At 66.2% G+C, this 17,126-nt stretch carries 15 protein-coding genes; 8 read left to right on the forward strand and 7 right to left on the reverse strand.

The features are described from left to right. Nucleotides 1-122 precede the first annotated feature (122 nt). Nucleotides 123-779, forward strand: a complete 657-nt coding sequence (locus tag EBS11_RS02660; protein ID WP_290600321.1) for a tetratricopeptide repeat protein — start codon at nucleotides 123-125, stop codon at nucleotides 777-779. Here the strand turns inward: EBS11_RS02660 and EBS11_RS02665 are convergent. The 4 genes from EBS11_RS02665 to EBS11_RS02680 form a co-directional block, all read right to left on the reverse strand. After that, nucleotides 766-1,746, reverse strand: coding sequence for a ribonuclease Z (locus tag EBS11_RS02665; protein ID WP_290600323.1), 981 nt, complete (start codon nucleotides 1,744-1,746; stop codon nucleotides 766-768). The genes EBS11_RS02660 and EBS11_RS02665 overlap by 14 nt on opposite strands. 46 nt (nucleotides 1,747-1,792) lie before the next feature. Then, on the reverse strand, nucleotides 1,793-3,286 hold the full coding sequence (locus EBS11_RS02670) for an amidohydrolase family protein (protein ID WP_290600324.1): 1,494 nt from the start codon (nucleotides 3,284-3,286) through the stop codon (nucleotides 1,793-1,795). Nucleotides 3,287-3,476: 190 nt separating this feature from the next. Next, complete coding sequence (locus EBS11_RS02675; protein ID WP_290600325.1) at nucleotides 3,477-4,397, reverse strand: bestrophin family ion channel; 921 nt, start codon at nucleotides 4,395-4,397, stop codon at nucleotides 3,477-3,479. Further along, on the reverse strand, nucleotides 4,394-6,709 hold the full coding sequence (locus tag EBS11_RS02680) for an FdhF/YdeP family oxidoreductase (RefSeq protein ID WP_290600326.1): 2,316 nt from the start codon (nucleotides 6,707-6,709) through the stop codon (nucleotides 4,394-4,396). The genes EBS11_RS02675 and EBS11_RS02680 overlap by 4 nt, the downstream gene beginning before the upstream one ends. Nucleotides 6,710-6,906: 197 nt before the next feature. On the opposite strand from EBS11_RS02680, the gene EBS11_RS02685 reads away from it, so the two are divergent. Both EBS11_RS02685 and moaA read left to right on the forward strand, forming a co-directional pair. Beyond that, nucleotides 6,907-7,191, forward strand: a complete 285-nt coding sequence (locus tag EBS11_RS02685; RefSeq protein WP_290600328.1) for a helix-turn-helix domain-containing protein — start codon at nucleotides 6,907-6,909, stop codon at nucleotides 7,189-7,191. A 100-nt stretch (nucleotides 7,192-7,291) separates the two neighbouring features. Further along, nucleotides 7,292-8,380, forward strand: coding sequence for a GTP 3',8-cyclase MoaA (moaA, locus tag EBS11_RS02690; RefSeq protein ID WP_290600329.1), 1,089 nt, complete (start codon nucleotides 7,292-7,294; stop codon nucleotides 8,378-8,380). A 6-nt stretch (nucleotides 8,381-8,386) separates the two neighbouring features. Here the strand turns inward: moaA and EBS11_RS02695 are convergent, their stop codons facing one another. Beyond that, entirely contained in the window at nucleotides 8,387-9,808 is a 1,422-nt protein-coding gene (locus tag EBS11_RS02695; RefSeq protein WP_290600330.1) for a PLP-dependent aminotransferase family protein, read from the reverse strand. 161 nt (nucleotides 9,809-9,969) lie between these two features. Here EBS11_RS02695 and EBS11_RS02700 point away from each other — a divergent pair, with 161 nt between their 5' ends. Together EBS11_RS02700 and EBS11_RS02705 are read left to right on the forward strand one after the other, a co-directional pair. Further along, nucleotides 9,970-10,932, forward strand: a complete 963-nt coding sequence (locus tag EBS11_RS02700; RefSeq protein ID WP_290600332.1) for a Dyp-type peroxidase — start codon at nucleotides 9,970-9,972, stop codon at nucleotides 10,930-10,932. 58 nt (nucleotides 10,933-10,990) lie between these two features. Beyond that, on the forward strand, nucleotides 10,991-11,374 hold the full coding sequence (locus tag EBS11_RS02705) for a hypothetical protein (protein ID WP_290600333.1): 384 nt from the start codon (nucleotides 10,991-10,993) through the stop codon (nucleotides 11,372-11,374). A gap of 67 nt (nucleotides 11,375-11,441) precedes the next feature. Here the strand turns inward: EBS11_RS02705 and EBS11_RS02710 are convergent, their stop codons facing one another. Then, the gene (locus tag EBS11_RS02710; RefSeq protein ID WP_290600334.1) at nucleotides 11,442-11,804 is read right to left on the reverse strand and encodes a hypothetical protein; all 363 of its coding nucleotides are present in this window, start codon (nucleotides 11,802-11,804) and stop codon (nucleotides 11,442-11,444) included. Nucleotides 11,805-12,044: 240 nt separating this feature from the next. Between EBS11_RS02710 and msbA the strand changes: the two genes are divergently transcribed. The 3 genes from msbA to EBS11_RS02725 all read left to right on the forward strand — a co-directional run bounded on the left by msbA (nucleotide 12,045) and on the right by EBS11_RS02725 (nucleotide 15,776). Continuing rightward, entirely contained in the window at nucleotides 12,045-13,880 is a 1,836-nt protein-coding gene (msbA, locus tag EBS11_RS02715) for a lipid A export permease/ATP-binding protein MsbA (protein ID WP_290600335.1), read from the forward strand. 157 nt (nucleotides 13,881-14,037) lie between these two features. Next, complete coding sequence (locus EBS11_RS02720; RefSeq protein ID WP_290600337.1) at nucleotides 14,038-15,201, forward strand: toxin-antitoxin system YwqK family antitoxin; 1,164 nt, start codon at nucleotides 14,038-14,040, stop codon at nucleotides 15,199-15,201. 80 nt (nucleotides 15,202-15,281) lie between these two features. Further along, nucleotides 15,282-15,776 carry a MarR family transcriptional regulator gene (locus EBS11_RS02725; protein WP_290600392.1) on the forward strand — a complete coding sequence of 165 codons (495 nt, stop codon included), beginning with the start codon at nucleotides 15,282-15,284 and terminating at the stop codon, nucleotides 15,774-15,776. Here the strand turns inward: EBS11_RS02725 and EBS11_RS02730 are convergent. After that, complete coding sequence (locus tag EBS11_RS02730) at nucleotides 15,766-17,094, reverse strand: chloride channel protein (protein WP_290600339.1); 1,329 nt, start codon at nucleotides 17,092-17,094, stop codon at nucleotides 15,766-15,768. The two genes, EBS11_RS02725 and EBS11_RS02730, sit on opposite strands and share 11 nt — an antisense overlap. Between the last annotated feature and the right edge of the window lie 32 nt (nucleotides 17,095-17,126).

The raw sequence follows: 17,126 nt of genomic DNA on the forward strand, positions 1-17,126 counted from the left end.
TACCGCATGGGGGGAATAATCATAACGCAGGATTCCGGCGACGTGCCACACCATTCCTATCGTACATTCTGCGTATTGGCGTGCTGTGTACAATGCCTTCATTCTCCGAACAAGGAATCTTCATGACCGACTCCACCGCATCCTGGAATGAAGCGGGCATACTCGCTTATAACGACGGCAATTACGCGGAAGCGTTCCGCCAATTCGGCGCAGCAGCCGATGCGGGTGATCCCGCTGGCCAGCATTTGCTGGCCAGCCTGTATTACCAGGGCCATGGCGTGACGCAGGATTTACCGAAAGCCGTGGAATTGTTCACGGCCGCCGCGCAGGCGGGCTTTCCGCCGTCGCTGGCCAACCTGGCCCTGATGTATGCGAGCGGTGACGGCGTCGCGCAAGACATGGCGCAGTCGCTGGCCTACGGGCGCAAGGCGGCCGAGGCGGGCGATGGTCAGTCGCAGTTCAACCTGGCGCAGGCGTATCGCAAGGGGATTGATGTACCGCAAGACTACGCCGAGGCCGCGTTCTGGTACAAGCAGGCGGCCGAGGCCGGTTCCCTGTCCGCGCAGAATGAATATGGTTTGCTGTATGCGCAGGGGCAGGGCGTGGACCTCGACTACGTGCAGGCGTATGCGTGGATCGCCATGCCGGCCCAGGCGGGCAGCGCGCAATCGATCAAGAACCGCGACCAGTTGCTGGAAATCCTCACGCCGTCACAGCAGCAGGCGGCGCGCGCGCTCGCTGCCGAGTACGCGGCGCACTACGGCCTCAATCCCCACTGAACGGGGATTTCCCCGGCTGCTTGCTGAGCACGCCCGCCGCATCGAGTTCATAGCTGTCGAAGTCGCGCGCCAGGAACAGCTGGCCCGAATAATGCAGCCGCGCTTCCGCTTCCAGCTCGGCCATGCCGTCCGCATGGTGGTAGCGGGCGCTGAAGTGGGTGAGGATCAGGTTGGGCAGGCGCACGGCAGCGGCGAACTGCGCCACGCGCTGCACGGAACTGTGCGTGGGGCCGGGGCCGACTTTTTGCAGCATGGCTTCCGTGTAAGTAGCTTCGTGCACGAGCAGCTGCGCGTCCGCGCAGGCGTCCGTCAGCAGCGATGGCGTATCGTTGTCGCCGCCGATCACCACCGTGGCGCGCTGCGTGTCCACCTGGCGGAAAGCGGTGGCGGCCAGCACCGTGCCGTCGTCCAGATGGGCATCCTGGCCCGCCTGCAAGGTTCCCCAGGCGGGGCCGGGCGGCACGCCGGCGGCCAGCAGGGCGGGCTTGTCCAGCTTCCAGCGGCTCGTTTCCAGCGCGAAACGGTAGCCGACGCTGGGCGCGCGGTGCGACAGCGCGTGGCGCGAGATCGTCAAGCCCGCTTCCTGATACACCACGGGCGCGCTGTCCACGTCGATGTGGATCAGCGGATACGTCAGAAACAGTTCCGTGTGCAAGAGGGTGGCGTCGATCCACGCCTTGATGGCGGCCGGGGCGATCAGCAGCAAGGGCTTCTTGCGCCCCGTCATGGAGGCGCTGGCCAGCAGGCCCGGCAATCCATAGCTGTGGTCGCCATGCACGTGGGTGATGCAGATGCCCACCAGGTCGTGCACGGACAGGGGAAGGCGCTGCAGCCGGTGCTGCGTCGCTTCGCCGCAATCGATCATCCACCAGTCGCGGTTGTGCGTCGTTTGCAGGGCCAGCGACGTGACGTTGCGGTGGCGCGTGGGCACGCCGGAAGACGTGCCGAGAAAAGTCAGTTTGAACATGGGCGCATTATGCGGCAGCCGTGCCGGCTTGCCAACGCTGTTGGCTTCAACCTGCCAGCGGCGCGCTCAAGGTGTCCTTGTAGATGCGCCCGTTCTTCATGATCAGCAGCAGCTTGTCTTCCGGCCGGGCGAGGAAATCGAGGTTTTTCGCCGGATCGCCATCGGCCACCAGCAAGTCGGCCAGCGCGCCCGGGGCCAGGCGGCCCAAGGCGCCCGGGTAGGGCGCGCGCTGGCCGGACAGGGCCAGCAGTTCGCCATTCTGTCCCGTCGCCTGCGCCAGCAAGGTGAGCGGGTCGTAGAAGCGCGTCAGCTTGGCCAGCTGGCGGCCCTGCGTGGGCGTGTTTTTCGCGTTGAACAGGATATCCGTGCCCCAGCCCGTCCTGATGCCGTACTTTTGCGCCAGCGCATACGCCTTCACCGTGCCTTCCGATACGATCCTCTGGCTGGCCTTGCGTGCCGCATCGGGATACACATTGCTGTCTTCATCCTGCAGGAAGGGCTGCAGGCTCCACCACGTGCCCGCGTCGCGCATCATGCGCGCGGATTCCTCGTCCGCCAGCTGGCCATGCTCGATGCTGCGCACCCCCGCGCGGATGGCCCGCTGTATGCCTTTCGGCGTGTACACGTGGGCCATCACGTAGGTGCCCCAGTCGGCGGCCGCCTCCACGCCGGCGCGCAGTTCGCGCTCCGAATACTGCGTGCTGTCGAGCGGGTCGTACAGCGAGGCGACGCCGCCGCCGGCCAGCATCTTGATCTGCGTGGCGCCCAGCATCAGCTGCTCGCGCACGCGGCGCAGCACTTCCGCGTCGCCATCGGCGATCATGGCCACGCCCGTTGATTCCACCAGGCTCAGCGGGGCATTCGCCGCGCGGGGGATGTCCGAGCGCAAACGGAAGTCGCCGTGGCCCGAGGTTTGCGAAATCATGGCGCCCGAGGGAAAGATGCGCGGGCCGTCGACGATGCCTTCATCGATGGCGCGCTTCAAGGCAAAGGCGGGTCCGCCAGGATCGCGCACGGCGGTAAAGCCCCGCAGCAGGGTGCGCCGCGCTTCCTGCGCCGCCACCAGGTACAGATAGCCCACGTCGGACGTCATGGCCGTCACCTGGCTGATGGCCGCCAGCATGGTGTGCCAGTGGGCGTCGATCAGGCCCGGCATGACCAGCTTGCCCCGGCAATCGATGACTTGCGCGCCGTCCACCTTCTCGCCGGCCGGCAGCAGGGCGGTGATCGTCGCGCCCGTCACGAGCACTTGCATGCCGGCGCGGGGCGCCTTGCCCGTGCCGTCGAACAGGCGCAGATTGGTCAGCAGCAGGGGCCGGTCCTGCGCCTGCGGCTGCTGGGCGTTGCCGGTGGACAGGCCGAGGCCGAGGAAGGGCGCCAGCATGGCGGCCGTGCCGCCGAGAAATTGCCGGCGCCGCATGTCCGCCATCACCCGCTGGTGCAGGATGGCGAAGACCGTGCCGCCGCAGTCGCAGGCGCGCGGCTTCAGGCCGCCCGTCTGCCAGGTGTCCGCCAGATGCTGTTCCTGTGCCAGGGCCATCGCGCCATCCTTTCATCGCTGCCGCGCCATGCACGGGCACGGGGGCAAAGTTAATAAGTGGAAACAATGTTCATTGAAAGCCTGCCGCGCCGCCAAGTCAAGCGTGCACTTGCTTTACGGCAAAGAATGTAGCATCGGGCCTTCAAGGTACATGCTGGCCCGTTTTTTTCCCATGCCTGCGTTTCCCTGCCTAATCGAGCTGGTAGCGGGGGCAGGGCCGGATCGGCGGCGGCAGCGGTTCGCCGTTCAATTCCAGCAGCGAGCGTTCCGTTTCCCGCGTCATGGCGTTCAGGGCCAGGCAGTTGGGTGCCAGGCCGAACGGTTCGGCGATCTGCTGCGCGATGGCTTCCAGCGCAAACAGGGTGTAGGCGACGAACACGGAAATGAGGGGCGTGGCCACGCCGATGGCGTCCACCAGGCCCAGCGGCAGCAAAAAACAGTACATGTAGACGGTGCGGTGCACGAGCACGCCGTACGGATACGGAATCGGCGTGTTCTTGATGCGTTCGCAGCCGGCCACGGTGGCGGCCAGGTCGTTGAGCTGGTGGTCGAGCATCCACAGCAGCTGCGCCTGGCCGCCCTGGCGCTGCGCGGCGTCACGCAGCATGGCGCGCACCGTGTGCAGCACGGCGACAGGCTTGAAGGTCATGCCCTGCAACTGCTGCGCTTCGGCGGCCGGCAGGTAGCGCGCCAGGTCTTCCTGCGGGGCCGTCTGGCGCAGCTGGTGCTTGAGCGCGTAGACGAAGGCGACCAGGCGGCGCAGCAGCAACTGGTGGTCCAGGCCGCTCGTTTCCTGCGGCAGGTAGGTGATCGCCTGCGAGGCCAGGGCCCGCGCGGCGATCAGCAATTGTCCCCAGATATGCCGCGCCTCGGCAAAGCGGGCATAGCTGGCATTGTTGCGAAAGCCGAGGAAGATGGCCAGGCTGATGCCGACCATGGGGAACGGCGCCGTGTCGAGGGGAATCTTGACGCCGAAGACGCGCCCGTCCGTCAGCAGGGCCAGCGAACTGATCAGGAGCATCAGCAGCAGTTGCGGGATGATGGCTTGCAGCACGGAGCCGTCCCAGACGAACAGCATGCGCAGCCAGTTCGAGGTGGAGCGAACGATCACGCGCCGGCCCCGGCGGAAGGGGCCAGCAGCACGGGGATGGACTTGAAGGTCGGCGTGCCCGAACCGTAGCCCACGCTGTCGAGCGGCACCAGCGGATTGGTTTCCGGGTAGTAGGCGCCGATGCAGCCACGGGGAATGTCGTACTCGACGAGCAGGAAGCGGTCGGCGCGGCGGTCGATGCCGTCATGCCACACGCCGATCAGGTCGACCCAGTCGCCCGCCGCAAAGCCCAGCATGGCCAGATCGTCCCTGTTGATGAAGACGACGCGGCGCTGGCCGAACACGCCACGGTAGCGGTCGTCCATGGCGTAGATGGTCGTGTTGTACTGGTCGTGCGAGCGCGTCGTCATGAGCACCATCAAACGCTCGCCATATTGCTGGCGCGCGCGCTGGATGGGCGTGTCCAATTCGATGGCGTTGACGAGGAATTGCGCCTTGCCGCTGGCCGTCTTCCACACGCGTTCGCGCGAGGCGATGTTCAGGTGGAAACCGCCCGGCTTGGCCACGCGCAGGTTGTAGTCGAAGAAATCGTCAAACACTTGTTCGATGGAGTCGCGCAGCAGCGCATAGTCGCCGCTGAAGCGCAGCCAGGCTATCTTTTCGCTGCCCAGGGTCGCCTGCGCCATGCCGGCCACGATGGCGATTTCCGAGCGCAGATTGGGCGAGGCGGGCTGGTTCATGCCGAAGGAGATGTGCACCATGCTCATGGAGTCTTCCACCGTCACGCCCTGCGCCACGCCCCCCTGCAGGTCGATTTCCGTGCGTCCCAGGGTGGGCAGGATCAGCGCATCCCTGCCGTGCACGAGGTGGCTGCGGTTGAGCTTGGTGGCGATGTGGACCGTCAGGTCGCACGAGCGCAGCGCTTCCCAGGTGCGCGGCGTGTCCGGCGTGGCCATCGCGAAGTTGCCGCCCAGCGCGACGAACACCTTCACCTTTTTCTCCAGCATGGCGGCGATGGTGCCGACGGCGTCGTAGCCGTGGTGGCGCGGCGGCTCGAAGTTGAAGACCAGACCCAGGCGGTCGAGGAAGGCCTGGGTCGGCTGTTCCTCGATGCCCATGGTGCGGTCGCCCTGCACGTTCGAATGGCCGCGCACGGGGCACAGGCCCGCGCCCCGCTTGCCGATATTGCCGCGCATCATCATCAAGTTCGACAGGATCTGCACGGTGGCCACGGAATGCTTGTGCTGCGTCACCCCCATGCCCCAGGTGGCGATGACGGCCTTGCCCTTCACATAGATCTGCGTCAATTCCTCGATCTTGTCGCGCGCCACGCCCGATTCGGCCAGCAGCACGTCCCAGCTTTCCGCGCGCAGGTCGGCCGCGAAGGCGTCGAAGCCGCGCGTGTGTTCGGCGATGAAATCGCAGTCGAGCACGCGCTCCTGGCCGTGGGCGACGGCCTCGTCATCGAGCTCGACGACGCGCTTGGCCATGGCCTTGATCAGGGCGAAGTCGCCGCCCAGGGTGGGGCAGATGAACAGCGAACAGATGTTGGTGCTGCCGCCCGTCAGCATTTCCAGCGGATGCTGGGGGCTGGTGAAGCGCTCCAGGCCCCGTTCGTGCAGCGGGTTGATGGAAACGATGGTGGCGCCGCGGCGCGACGCTTCGCGCAATTCGCCCAGCATGCGCGGGTGGTTGGTGGCGGGATTCTGGCCGAACAGCAGCAGGGTGTCCGCATGCTCGAAGTCGTCCAGCAGTACCGTGCCCTTGCCCACGCCCACGGTTTCCGGCAAGCCGCGGCTCGTTGCCTCGTGGCACAGGTTGGAACAGTCGGGGAAGTTGTTGGTGCCGTAGGCGCGCACGAACAGTTGATACAGGAAGGCCGCCTCGTTGCTGGCGCGGCCCGACGTGTAGAAGGCGGCCTGGTCGGGGTCGTCCAGCGCGTGCAGGTGCCGCGCCACGAGGGCGTAGGCGTCATCCCAGGAAATGGCCTGGTATTTGTCGCTGGCGGCGTCGTACACCATGGGGTCCGTCAGGCGGCCATGTTGTTCCAGATCATAGTCCGACTGTTCCATCAGCTGCGTGACCGTGTGCTGCTGGAAAAACTCCGGACGCACGCGCTTGCTCGTCGATTCGGCAGCCACGGCCTTGACGCCGTTTTCGCAGAATTCGAATGTCGACGCGTGTTCGCGGTCGGGCCAGGCGCAGCCGGGACAGTCGAAGCCATCGGGCTGGTTTTGCTCGAACAGCGCGCGGTAATTGCCCGCGCCGACTTTTTCCTTGAGCAGGTTGATGGCCACGTACTTGAGGGCACCCCAGCCTGCCGCAGGATGGGTGTAGGGCGCGATGCGCGCGTCGGACTTGGGCTTGCTCATGATGACTCTCCTGGTGATCTGCGATGGGACACCCACATGGTAGTGGCGGCGCACTGCCCCATAGGCGCACAGTTCCGGGCAAAAAAACAGAGTACAGATGGGAAGATGGCGAGCAGCGTCGCGCCGGCCATGCCGCTGATTTATGATACAGGCGAGGGAAGTGCGGCGCGCATTTCCGGCTTTCAGCGAGAAAATACATGCAACAGGAAGACGGGATGGAAGGCATCGACGCGGCGCTGGTGGCCTTGCTGGCGCTGCTGTGGCAGGCGCGGCAGGAGGCGCCCGGGAAACCGTGCTCGCTGGCCAAGCTGGCCAAGCGGGCGGGAGTACAGATGAGTACTTTGTTGCGCCAGCTCAATGCGCTGTCCAGCGCGGGGCTGGCGGACGTCGCCATGGCGGAAAGCGGCGGCGGCAGCGCGCTGCTCAGTGCGGCGGGCGCGGAACTGTGCGCCACGGTCTTTGCCGCGCCGCCCGCGCCATAGCGGGCGTCTGTACTCTATCGCCTGGCGCCGGACTGTACCTCCTTGCCTGCCTCCATAGGCCTTATGCTGGACACAGATGAATGCCTAACGAGGGAAAGCAATGAACACCATCCTGTCTCCGCAGCCAGCGCCCTGGCAGCCAGACCCTGCCGAGCCGTGCGTGGACATGCTGGGCCGCCCGTTGACGGACTTGCGCATTTCCGTCATCGACCAGTGCAATTTCCGCTGTACCTATTGCATGCCGGCCGGGCTGTACCCGAGCGACTACCCCTTCCTGCCGTCCAGCGCGCGCCTGTCCTTCGCGCAGATCGAGACGATGGCGCGCGCCTTCGTGCGCCTCGGCGTCGATAAAATCCGCATCACGGGCGGCGAGCCGCTGCTGCGCAAGAACCTGGAGCGGCTGATCGAACGCCTGGCGCGCCTGGCCACGCCGGACGGGCGCGCCGTGCGCATCGCGCTGACGACGAATGGCAGCCTGCTGGCGGCCAAGTCGCGCTCCCTGAAGGACGCGGGCCTGGACCGCGTCACCGTCAGCCTCGACAGCCTGGACAACGGCATTTTCCAGCGCATGAACGGCGTCGATTTTCCCGTCGAGAAAGTGCTGCATGGGATAGCGACGGCGCAAGCCGTCGGCTTGCATCCCGTGAAGGTCAATATGGTCGTGCAAAAAGGCGTCAACGACAGCCAGATCGTGCCGCTGGCGCGCCATTTCCGCCACACGGGCGTGGTGCTGCGCCTGATCGAGTTCATGGACGTGGGCGGCATCGGCGCCTGGTCGCGCACGCATGTCGTCACGTCGGACGCGGCGCGCGCCCTGATCGACGCCGAATTCCCCCTCGTAGCGCTGGGCGAAGGCAAGCCCATCCTGCACGAAACGGCCAGCCGCTACCGCTACCGCGACCGGGGCGGCGAAGTGGGCTTCATTTCCAGCGTGTCGCAGCCGTTCTGCGGCGACTGCAGCCGCGTGCGCGTGTCGTCGGACGGCCAGATGTTCCTGTGCCTGTTCGCCCGCGACGGCATCGACCTGCGCCCGCACCTTGTTACAGCGCAAGCGCTGGAAACCGTGCTGCGCCGGCACTGGCGGGGACGCGGCGACCGCTATTCGGAAGTGCGCGGCGCCCTGGCCCAGGCCGGCGGGCGGCCGGGCAAGCAGTATGCCACCGTGCGCATGTCGCTGGTGGGCGGCTGAGGGCGCCTAGAGGAATTCGGTGATGAGCTTGCCCAGCAGGATGATGGCCTGCTCCACGCCCGCGCTCCACGGATAGCTGTAGTTGAGGCGGATGCAATGCTTGTAGGCGTGACTGACGGAAAACATGCGGCCCGGTCCCACCGTGATGCGGCACTCCAGCGCGCGCCGGTACAGCTGCATGGAGTCTACGTTGCCGGGCAATTCCACCCACAGCACGTAGCCGCCCTGCGGCTGCGAGATTTTCGTGCCGGCCGGGAAGAAGCGCTGCACGGCGGCGGCCATGATGCGCGCCTGCTGCGCGTAGGCCTTGCGGATGCGCCGCAGATGCTGTTCGTAGCCGTCGTTCTGCAGATAGGCGGCAATCGCCAGCTGCGGGAACGAGGACGTGGTGAGGGTGTTGAGGAACTTGAGCTCTTCCACCTTGCCGCGATAGCGTCCGGCCAGGGCCCAGCCCACGCGCTGGGCGGCGCTCAGGCTCTTGGAAAACGAGGCGCAGTGCAGCACCAGGCCCTTGCGGTCGTAGGACTTGAGCGAGGACGGGTGGGCGTCGCCGTAATACAGTTCGTTGTAGACGCCGTTTTCGATGGCGGGCACGTCGTGCTGTTCCAGCAGCTGGACCAGGGCGTGCTTGCGCTGGTCCGACATCTGGAAGCCCAGCGGGTTCTGGAAGTTCGGCATGACCATCACGGCGGCGATGGGCTGGCGGGCCATGATGTCGGCCAGCGCCTCGATGCGGATGCCGTCGTAGGGATCGGTGGACACTTCCACCACCTTCATGCCCAGCCGCTCGACGGCCAGCAGCATGGCATAGAAGGCGGGCGATTCGACGGCGATGGTGTCGCCCGGCCTGGCCACGGCCTGCAGGCACAGGTTGATGGCTTCCGTGGCGCCCACGGTGACGATGATTTCGTCGGGATCGACAACCAGGCCGTTTTCCAGGTAGCGGCGGGCGATTTCGCGGATCAGCTGTGGATTGCCCGGTGGCAGGTCGTCCGTCATGCGCCAGTCGCGGTTGCGGCGCGCCACGGCGCTCGCGTACTGGTTGATGCGTTCCCAGGGGAACAGGGACGGGTCGGGGTAGGGCGAGCCGAGCGGGATGGCCTCGTTCTGGCCGATCGAGCGCAGGGTCGACAGCACCAGGCGGCTCACGTGCACTTCCGCCGGCACGGGGCTGGGCTGGGACGCCTGCATGCTCAGGCCGGCGGGCTGCGCATCGCCGGCGCGGGCGCGCACGAAGTAGCCGGACTGGGGCCGGCTTTCGATCACGCCCATGCTTTCCAGCTTGACGTAGGCGCGCAGCACCGTGGTGATGCTCAGCTTGTGCTGCTGGCTGGTCTGGCGTACGGACGGGATGCGTTCCCCGGGCAGCAGCACGCCTTGCGCAACCAGTTGCTCGATTTCTCCGGCGAGCTTTTCATACAGTTTCATGCCAAGGCGTCCATTCTTTGATTCTTGCTCTACGTCATTGCATTATCGTCCAATTCATGGGGCCGCATCATGACAGTTATCGCATGTTGCCTAAATGAAACTGGCATTTCGCACGTCCTGGTTTAAGATCCACATAGCACATCAAAAGAGGAATCTCTGGTATGGCCATTCCACAAAGCATGCTGTCCGTCGTCGCGCGCGATGAAGTGCATTTGCAGTTCAATATCAAGGCGGGCGTCGAGCCGGCGCAGCTGTTCAGGGTGCTGGGCAAGCTGTGGGAATCCCAGGTCACGGGCATCCTGGACCCCACCCTGAACCGCCACCATCAGTTGACGGGCGGCACGGCCAACGTGGTGCTGGGTTTCCGGCCCGAGCTGTGGCGCGCGGCGTGCCCCGGCTGCGTGCCGGACAACATGGCATCGTTCTCGCACGACCTGGTGGGCGCCAACGGCAAGACGGCGCCGGCCACGCAGCACGATTTCTGGGTCTGGATCACGCAGTCGAACGCGGCCACCCTGTACGACAGCATGCGCACGGCGCTTACCTTGCTGGCTCCTTTCGCCGAGCTGGCCAGCGAGCAGCTGTGTTTCCCCTACCATAACAATGTGACCTTCGACGGCTTTGCCGACGGTGTCGCCAATCCGAATCCCTTCCGCGCCCATGGCGTGGCCATCATTCCCGACGGCGAGGCGGGCGCGGGCGGCTCCACCGTGCTGCTGCAGAAATGGCGCATGGACGTGGAGCGCCTGCGCGCCTTGCCCGTGCACGCGGCGGAACAGGTATGGGGCCGCACCAAGGCGGGCAGCCACGAATTGTCGCCGCTGCCCGTCGATTCCCACGTGGGCCGCAACCAGTTCATCCGCGATGGCGAGGAAGTCGACATCGTGCGCCGCAACGCCAATTACGCCAATGCCGGCGAGGCGGGCGTCATGTTCGTCGGTTTTTGCAAGGACATCACGGTGACGATGGGCATGCTGCGGCAAATGTACGGCGTAGGCTATGATGGCATCACCCAAACGGACCGGCTGCTGGATTTTTCCACGGCGCTGTCGTCGGCGATCTATTTCGTGCCCAGCATCGACGCCTTGCTGGCCGTGGGGATTTCGCCGGCGGACCCCGGCTGAGTGCCATCCCGGCAGTTCCGGCCACTGGTCCCTATTTTTACTTTACAAGGAGTTTTCCATGCGTAGTCGTCCCGCCACATTGCTGTCCGCCCTCATCCTCGGCAGCGTCGTCTTCAGCGCTTCCGCTTCCGCCGTGGGCCTGGGTTTCCTGGCCGATACGCCGATGGCTTATCTGAACAAGAACGACAAGCCCGTCTTCGTGAAGGCCGTGGGCGACGTGCTCAATGACAAGAAAGATGGCGAAACCGTGCAATGGAGCAATGAAGGCTTGCGCAACTCCGTGCGCATCCAAGCCGACATCACGGCCAGCGATACGCAAAAGACGGAGGCGCAAACCTGCCGCAAGGTGCAGGTGGCCCTGAGTGCCAAGGGCCAGGAACAGACCCTCAAGCTGACGGTCTGCAAGGCGGGCGCGGGCGAGTGGAAGGTGAAAAAGCAATAAGACCGGCCGCCCTTCCTTGCCGGGAGGGCGGCGCCGCGATGCCTGTCCGCAGCCGCTGTGCGGCGGCCTAGTCGTGGTTGATGGCGGCCACTTGCCGCAAGCTTGCTTCGTCGGTGAGCAGGGTGACTACCGTATTGGTTTTTGCACGGATGCGCACGCCCTTGAGCCAGTCCGGCAGGGCAAGGACGGCGCCCGCGGCGATGGGCAGGATGACCTGGATCACGGGTTCGCTGCCTTTGGGCGGCGTCGCCTCGAAGTCCAGGTCCTGGATGCCGTCCTGCGGCGGCGTGATGTACACGTGCGGCGTGAGGGTGGCCGCCTTCCAGCCGCCGGAACTGACTTCGCCCGTCGCGCTCACATGCAGATGCGGCGGATGGCTCTTGTCGATGGCTAGGTGCACGGCTTTGACTTTGTAGATGAGAACGCTCATGGTATCTCCAGGAAGGATGTGGCGCGCCGCCAGGCCCGCAGCGTGAGGGGCCAGTTCCGATGGCTCGGCATCGTAAGCTGGCTCAGCCAGTGTAGGCCGGATTTTCACCATCACCATCTCCAATTGTCACCATGGCCACGCCGCCGCCGCCGGGTGCGCAAGCCCTGCTTCTCCACTTTCTCGTCGGAAAGCCAGCCGCAACGGTTAGAATCACGTTTTACCTTCATTTTTCCCATCTGCATGCAGCAAAGTCGCCTCCTGTTTTTCCGCCTGGCCAGTCAGTTTCGCCGCTATGGCGCCATCGTCGCCGCCACCTTGCTGGCGGTGGGCGTGGCGTCGGCCACCGATGTGTTGCTGATCCGTCAATTGCAAAACGTCGTCGACGCCATGCGCGACACGGCGACGGCGCAGGTCGTGCCCACGTCCGGCGTGATGGGCATGCTGCAGGGCTGGGTGGACCGCTTCCTGCCGGCCCAGGCGGGGCAGGTGGATCTGTGGGTGATTCCCGCCACCATCCTGGGGCTGGCGGCGCTGCGCATGGTGTCCAGTTTTTCCGGCGATTATGGTTCCGTGTGGCTGTCGAGCCGCGTGCAGGCGGACTTGCGCGAACAGATGTTCGCCACCATCATGCGCCTGCCCAGCCGTTTCTTCGACACGACCACCACCAGCCTGACGCAGTCGCGCGTGGCCTTCGACGCCAGCCAGGTGTCGCAGGCGGGCTTGAACGTGCTCAACGTCATGGTGCGCGATTCCGTCGCCACCCTCGGCTACCTGATCCTGCTGTTCAGCATCGACGTCAAGCTGGCCCTGTTCTGCATGGCATCCATGCCCATCGTCGCCATCGTCGTGACCCTGGCGGGGCGCCGCATGCGCCACCTGAGCAAGAGTTCGCAGCAAGCCGTGGGCGAGCTGACCTCCGTGCTCGACGAAAGCATTGCCGGCCAGCGCGTGGTGAAGATCTTCGGCGGCCAGGAGTATGAACAGGCGCGCTTCGTCGACGTGGTCAAGCGCAACCGCCAGCTGGCCGTCAAGCACGCGGCCACGTCGGCCATGAATTCCGGCTTCATCATGATGCTCGTCGGCATTACCCTGTCGTCCGTGATCTATTTCGCCATGCTGCGCGCGCAGAGCGGCGCCATCACGCCGGGTGCCTTCGTCGCCTTCATGGGCGCCCTGATGGCCATGCAGTCGCCGATCAAGAACCTGACCAAGATCAATGAACCGCTGCAGCGGGGCCTGGCGGCGGCCGAATCCGTCTTCGGCCTGATCGACACGCCGCTGGAGCCGGACCCGGGCACGGTGGCGCCCGCCACGGTGCAGGGCAATTTGTCCTTGCAGAACGTCAACTTCCGCTACAACAGCGACGACCCCGATGCGCCCACGGCCTTGAGCAATATCACGCTCGATATCCGCGCCGGCGAAACGGTGGCCCTGGTGGGCGGCTCCGGCGGCGGCAAGACGACCTTGCTGGGCCTGCTGCCGCGCTTCTATGACGTCAGCAGCGGGCAGATCCTGCTCGACGGCGTCGACCTGCGCGACTACGCTCTCCTGGCCCTGCGGCGCCAGTTCGCCCTCGTCAGCCAGGACGTGATCCTGTTCAACGACACGATGGCGGCAAATATCGCCTATGGCGACCCGGCGCCGGACCAGGCCCGCATCGAAGCGTCGGCGCGCGCCGCCTACGCCCACGACTTCATCATGCAGCTGCCGCAAGGCTACGCCACCCAGGCGGGACAGAACGGCTCGCGCCTGTCGGGCGGGCAGCGCCAGCGCCTGGCCATCGCGCGCGCCCTGTACAAGGATGCGCCGATTCTTTTGCTCGACGAAGCCACCAGCGCGCTGGACACGGAATCGGAGCGCCAGGTGCAGGCGGCGCTGGAAGTGCTGATGCGCAACCGCACCACCATCGTCATCGCCCACCGCCTGTCCACCATCGAAAGCGCCGACCGCATCGTCGTCATGCAGGGCGGGCGCCTGGTGGAATCGGGCAGCCACGCCGCCTTGCTGCAGCAGGGCGGCGCGTATGCGCGCCTGCATGCGAGCCAGCTGTCGCCGCACAGGGACAGCGCGGGCTGACCACTGGCGCGCTTGCCGCTTCCAGGCACCCCCGGGCCGGGGCCGGACCAGCAGGTCCGGTCCCGGTTTTTCATGGCGGGCGCGGCAATCGTGCCCGTGGCGCCTGGCGCCTGCCCTTATCATGTAAGCCGCAAGGCAACATTTCCACTGGATTAAGATGAAGAATCAACACACGGGGCGCTGGCTGCTGGCCGCCGCGCTGGGCATGGGCGCGGCCTTGCCGCTGGCGGCGCAAGCCCGGACGCCGTTGCCGGCAGCGGCATCCGGCCAGGCGCAAGAGGAACAGCAGACCATGTATCTCGATGAAAATTTCGTGCCCAGCGAGCCGGGCCGCGCCACGTATGCGCTGCGCACGCCGCCCGTGCGCGACGGGGCGCTGGGCGCCTGGCACGTGCGGCTGGAGTTTCCCGACACGCCGGGCGCACTGGCCTTCGAAACCTATGCAACGGACCTGGACTTGAGCCAGATCAAGTTCGTGCGCTTTCGCAAGTATTACGACGAGCATGGCCAGCTGCTGCGCGACACCCCGCTCGATGCGCGGGGCCAGGAGGCGGCCGGCGGCGCTTCCTACTATGCCAACGGACAGCTCAAGCAAAAGGTCACGCCGCTGCCGAACGGACGCGACAGCATCTCGGAAACGTATCACGAGAATGGCCAGCTGATGAACCGCATCCGCTACCACGGCAAGCGGATGGCCGATGGCGCTTACGTGTCGTATGGACCGAATGGCAAGGTCAGCAGCCGCGCCTTCCTGAAAGGGGGGCGCATGCATGGCGTGCAGGACGTGTATTACGCCGATGGCACGCTGTTCCAGCGCACGCATTTTGTGCATGACAAGCGCGATGGCGAGTTCGCCACCTATGCGCAGGATGGCAGCCTGCGCGCCAGGACGGTGTACGTGCAGGGCGAGCCGGACGGCTGGTCCTTCGAAAGCCATGACAATGGCCGGCTGGCGCAAAAGGCCCTGTACCGCCAGGGCAAGCTGCTGAGCATGCAGAAATGGGGCAGCAACGGCCAGCCCTCGGTCGCCTGGCGGCAGGATGCGCAGGGGCGCGAGCAGGGCGACGTGACGCAGTGGCATGACAATGGCGCGCGCGCCAGCGTCATACCCATGCGCGACGGCCAGCGCCACGGCTTGCTGCGGACCTGGGCCAGCGACGGCAGCCTGCGGCAGCTCGTGCCGTATGAACATGGCAGGAAGCAGGGCATCGAGCGCCAGTGGGATGCGGCCGGCAAGCTGGTGCTGGAGCAGGCGTGGCAGGCCGGAGAGCCAGTGCCCATGGGCCATGAGGCGGCCGAAACCGGCCGAAACGGGCAGTAGGAGCCGCCCGCCTTTGCAGGTATCATGTACGGATTCCGGTCCGCCAGCAGGCGCGATGCCGGATCTGATAATTGGAGGCAATGGTGGTGGAAGCGGAAGCATCGGCGGTGGCCAGGGCGCAAAGCCTGGCCTTGCAAAACATGCGTGTCGTCATGCGCGCGGCGCAGCGGCACTCGGCGCAGATCGAGAAACAGTGCGGCGTGTCGGGCGCGCAATTGTGGGTGATGCAGGAATTGCTGGAACGGCCAGGACTGCGCATGGGCGAACTGGCCGTCAAGATGTCCATCCACCAGACGACGGCCAGCAACCTGGTCGAGGCGCTGGTGAAAAAAACCTATGTGCGCAAGGCGCGCGACCAGCCCGACCAGCGCGTGGTCACCCTGACCCTGACGCCGGAAGGCCAGGCCGTGATCGCCGGCGCGCCGCAGCCGGCGCGCGGCTTGCTGCCCAGTGCGCTGGCCCAGCTGGACGCGGCCAGCCTGGCGCAGCTGAACCAGGGCTTGAGCGCCTTGCTGGCCGTCGTCGCCCCAGATGACAGGCAGGCGGGCATGCAGCCGTTTCCATTCACGATGTAGTGTCCCGCTGCGGCAGGCGCTGCAGCTGCAGCTGCGCCAGCGCGCCGTACAGCGGCTCGCTGAGCACGCGCGACACGGTGCTGGCCACGACGGCGCAGGCCATCAGGCTCAGTACCATGCCGTGGCCGTCGACCATTTCCATGACAATAATAAAAGCCGTCAGCGGCGCCTGCGTGGCGGCGGCCAGGAAGCCCACCATGCCCAGCGCGATCAGGGCGGGCGCGTGCGGATAGTGCAGCAGCACGGCGATATCGTGGCCGATGCCCGCGCCGATGGCCAGGGACGGGGCGAAGATGCCGGCCGGCACGCCCGACCACACGGTCAGCCACGTCGCCACGTATTTGAAGGCGACGAAGGCGGGCGCCACGTCGGACGAGCCTTCCAGCATGGCGCGCGTGGCCACGGTGCCGCTGCCGAAGGTGGCGCCATGGCTGGCGATGCCGATGGCCGCCACCAGCAAGCCGCAGACGGCGGCGAACAGCACGGGCCGGCCTTTTCTCCATGCGGACAGTTTCCCCAGCGGATTGCCTCGGGCGGACGCCAGCAGCAGGCGCGCGAACAGGCCGCCCGCCACGCCCGCCACCAGGGTCACGAGCAAGCCGGGCAGGGCCAGCGCCAGGCCGATGGGGCCAGGGTGGATGATGCCGAAATGCGTGGCGTTGCCGTGGATGGAGACGGCCATCATGCCGGCCAGCACGATGCCGGCCACGATGAGGCCGCTGTTGCGCTGCTCCGGCGAGCGCGATAGTTCTTCGATGGCAAACATGACGCCCGCCAGCGGCGTATTGAAGGCGGCCGCGATGCCGGCCGCGCCGCCGGCCACCAGCAGGGAATGGGCGCTCACCTGCGAGTGGCGGGGCAGCCAGCGCCGGGCGGCCAGCATCACGCCGGCGGCGATCTGCACGGATGGCCCTTCGCGTCCCAGCGAGAGTCCCCCCAGCAAGCCGCCCGCCGTCAGGCCGATCTTCGCGGCGCTGAGTTTCAGCGAGACAAACAGCGAGCGTTGTTCCGGCGCCACGGCCGGGTCCAGGGTGGCCATCACTTGCGGGATGCCGGAACCGGCCGCGCCCATGGCATAGCGGCGCGTCAGCCACACCAGCAGGGCGGCGCAGGCGGGCGTCCACAGCAGGGCGAACCACCAGGCCTTGCCGTCAAAAAACAGGAACAGGTCCAGCGCTTCCTCCGCCAGCCAGGTAAAGCCCACGACGACGAGGCCGGCGATGGCGGCCATGCCGACGACGACGGCGCGCGACCACCACAGGCGCGGGTTGGCAAATTCATGCTTGAAGGCAGAGGGGATGTCGTGCAAGTGCTTCATTGCGGCAAGTCCAGGAAGGGGCGCGCAGGGCG

The organism is Janthinobacterium sp., from assembly GCF_009923995.1.
Lineage (GTDB): Bacteria > Pseudomonadota > Gammaproteobacteria > Burkholderiales > Burkholderiaceae_D > Janthinobacterium.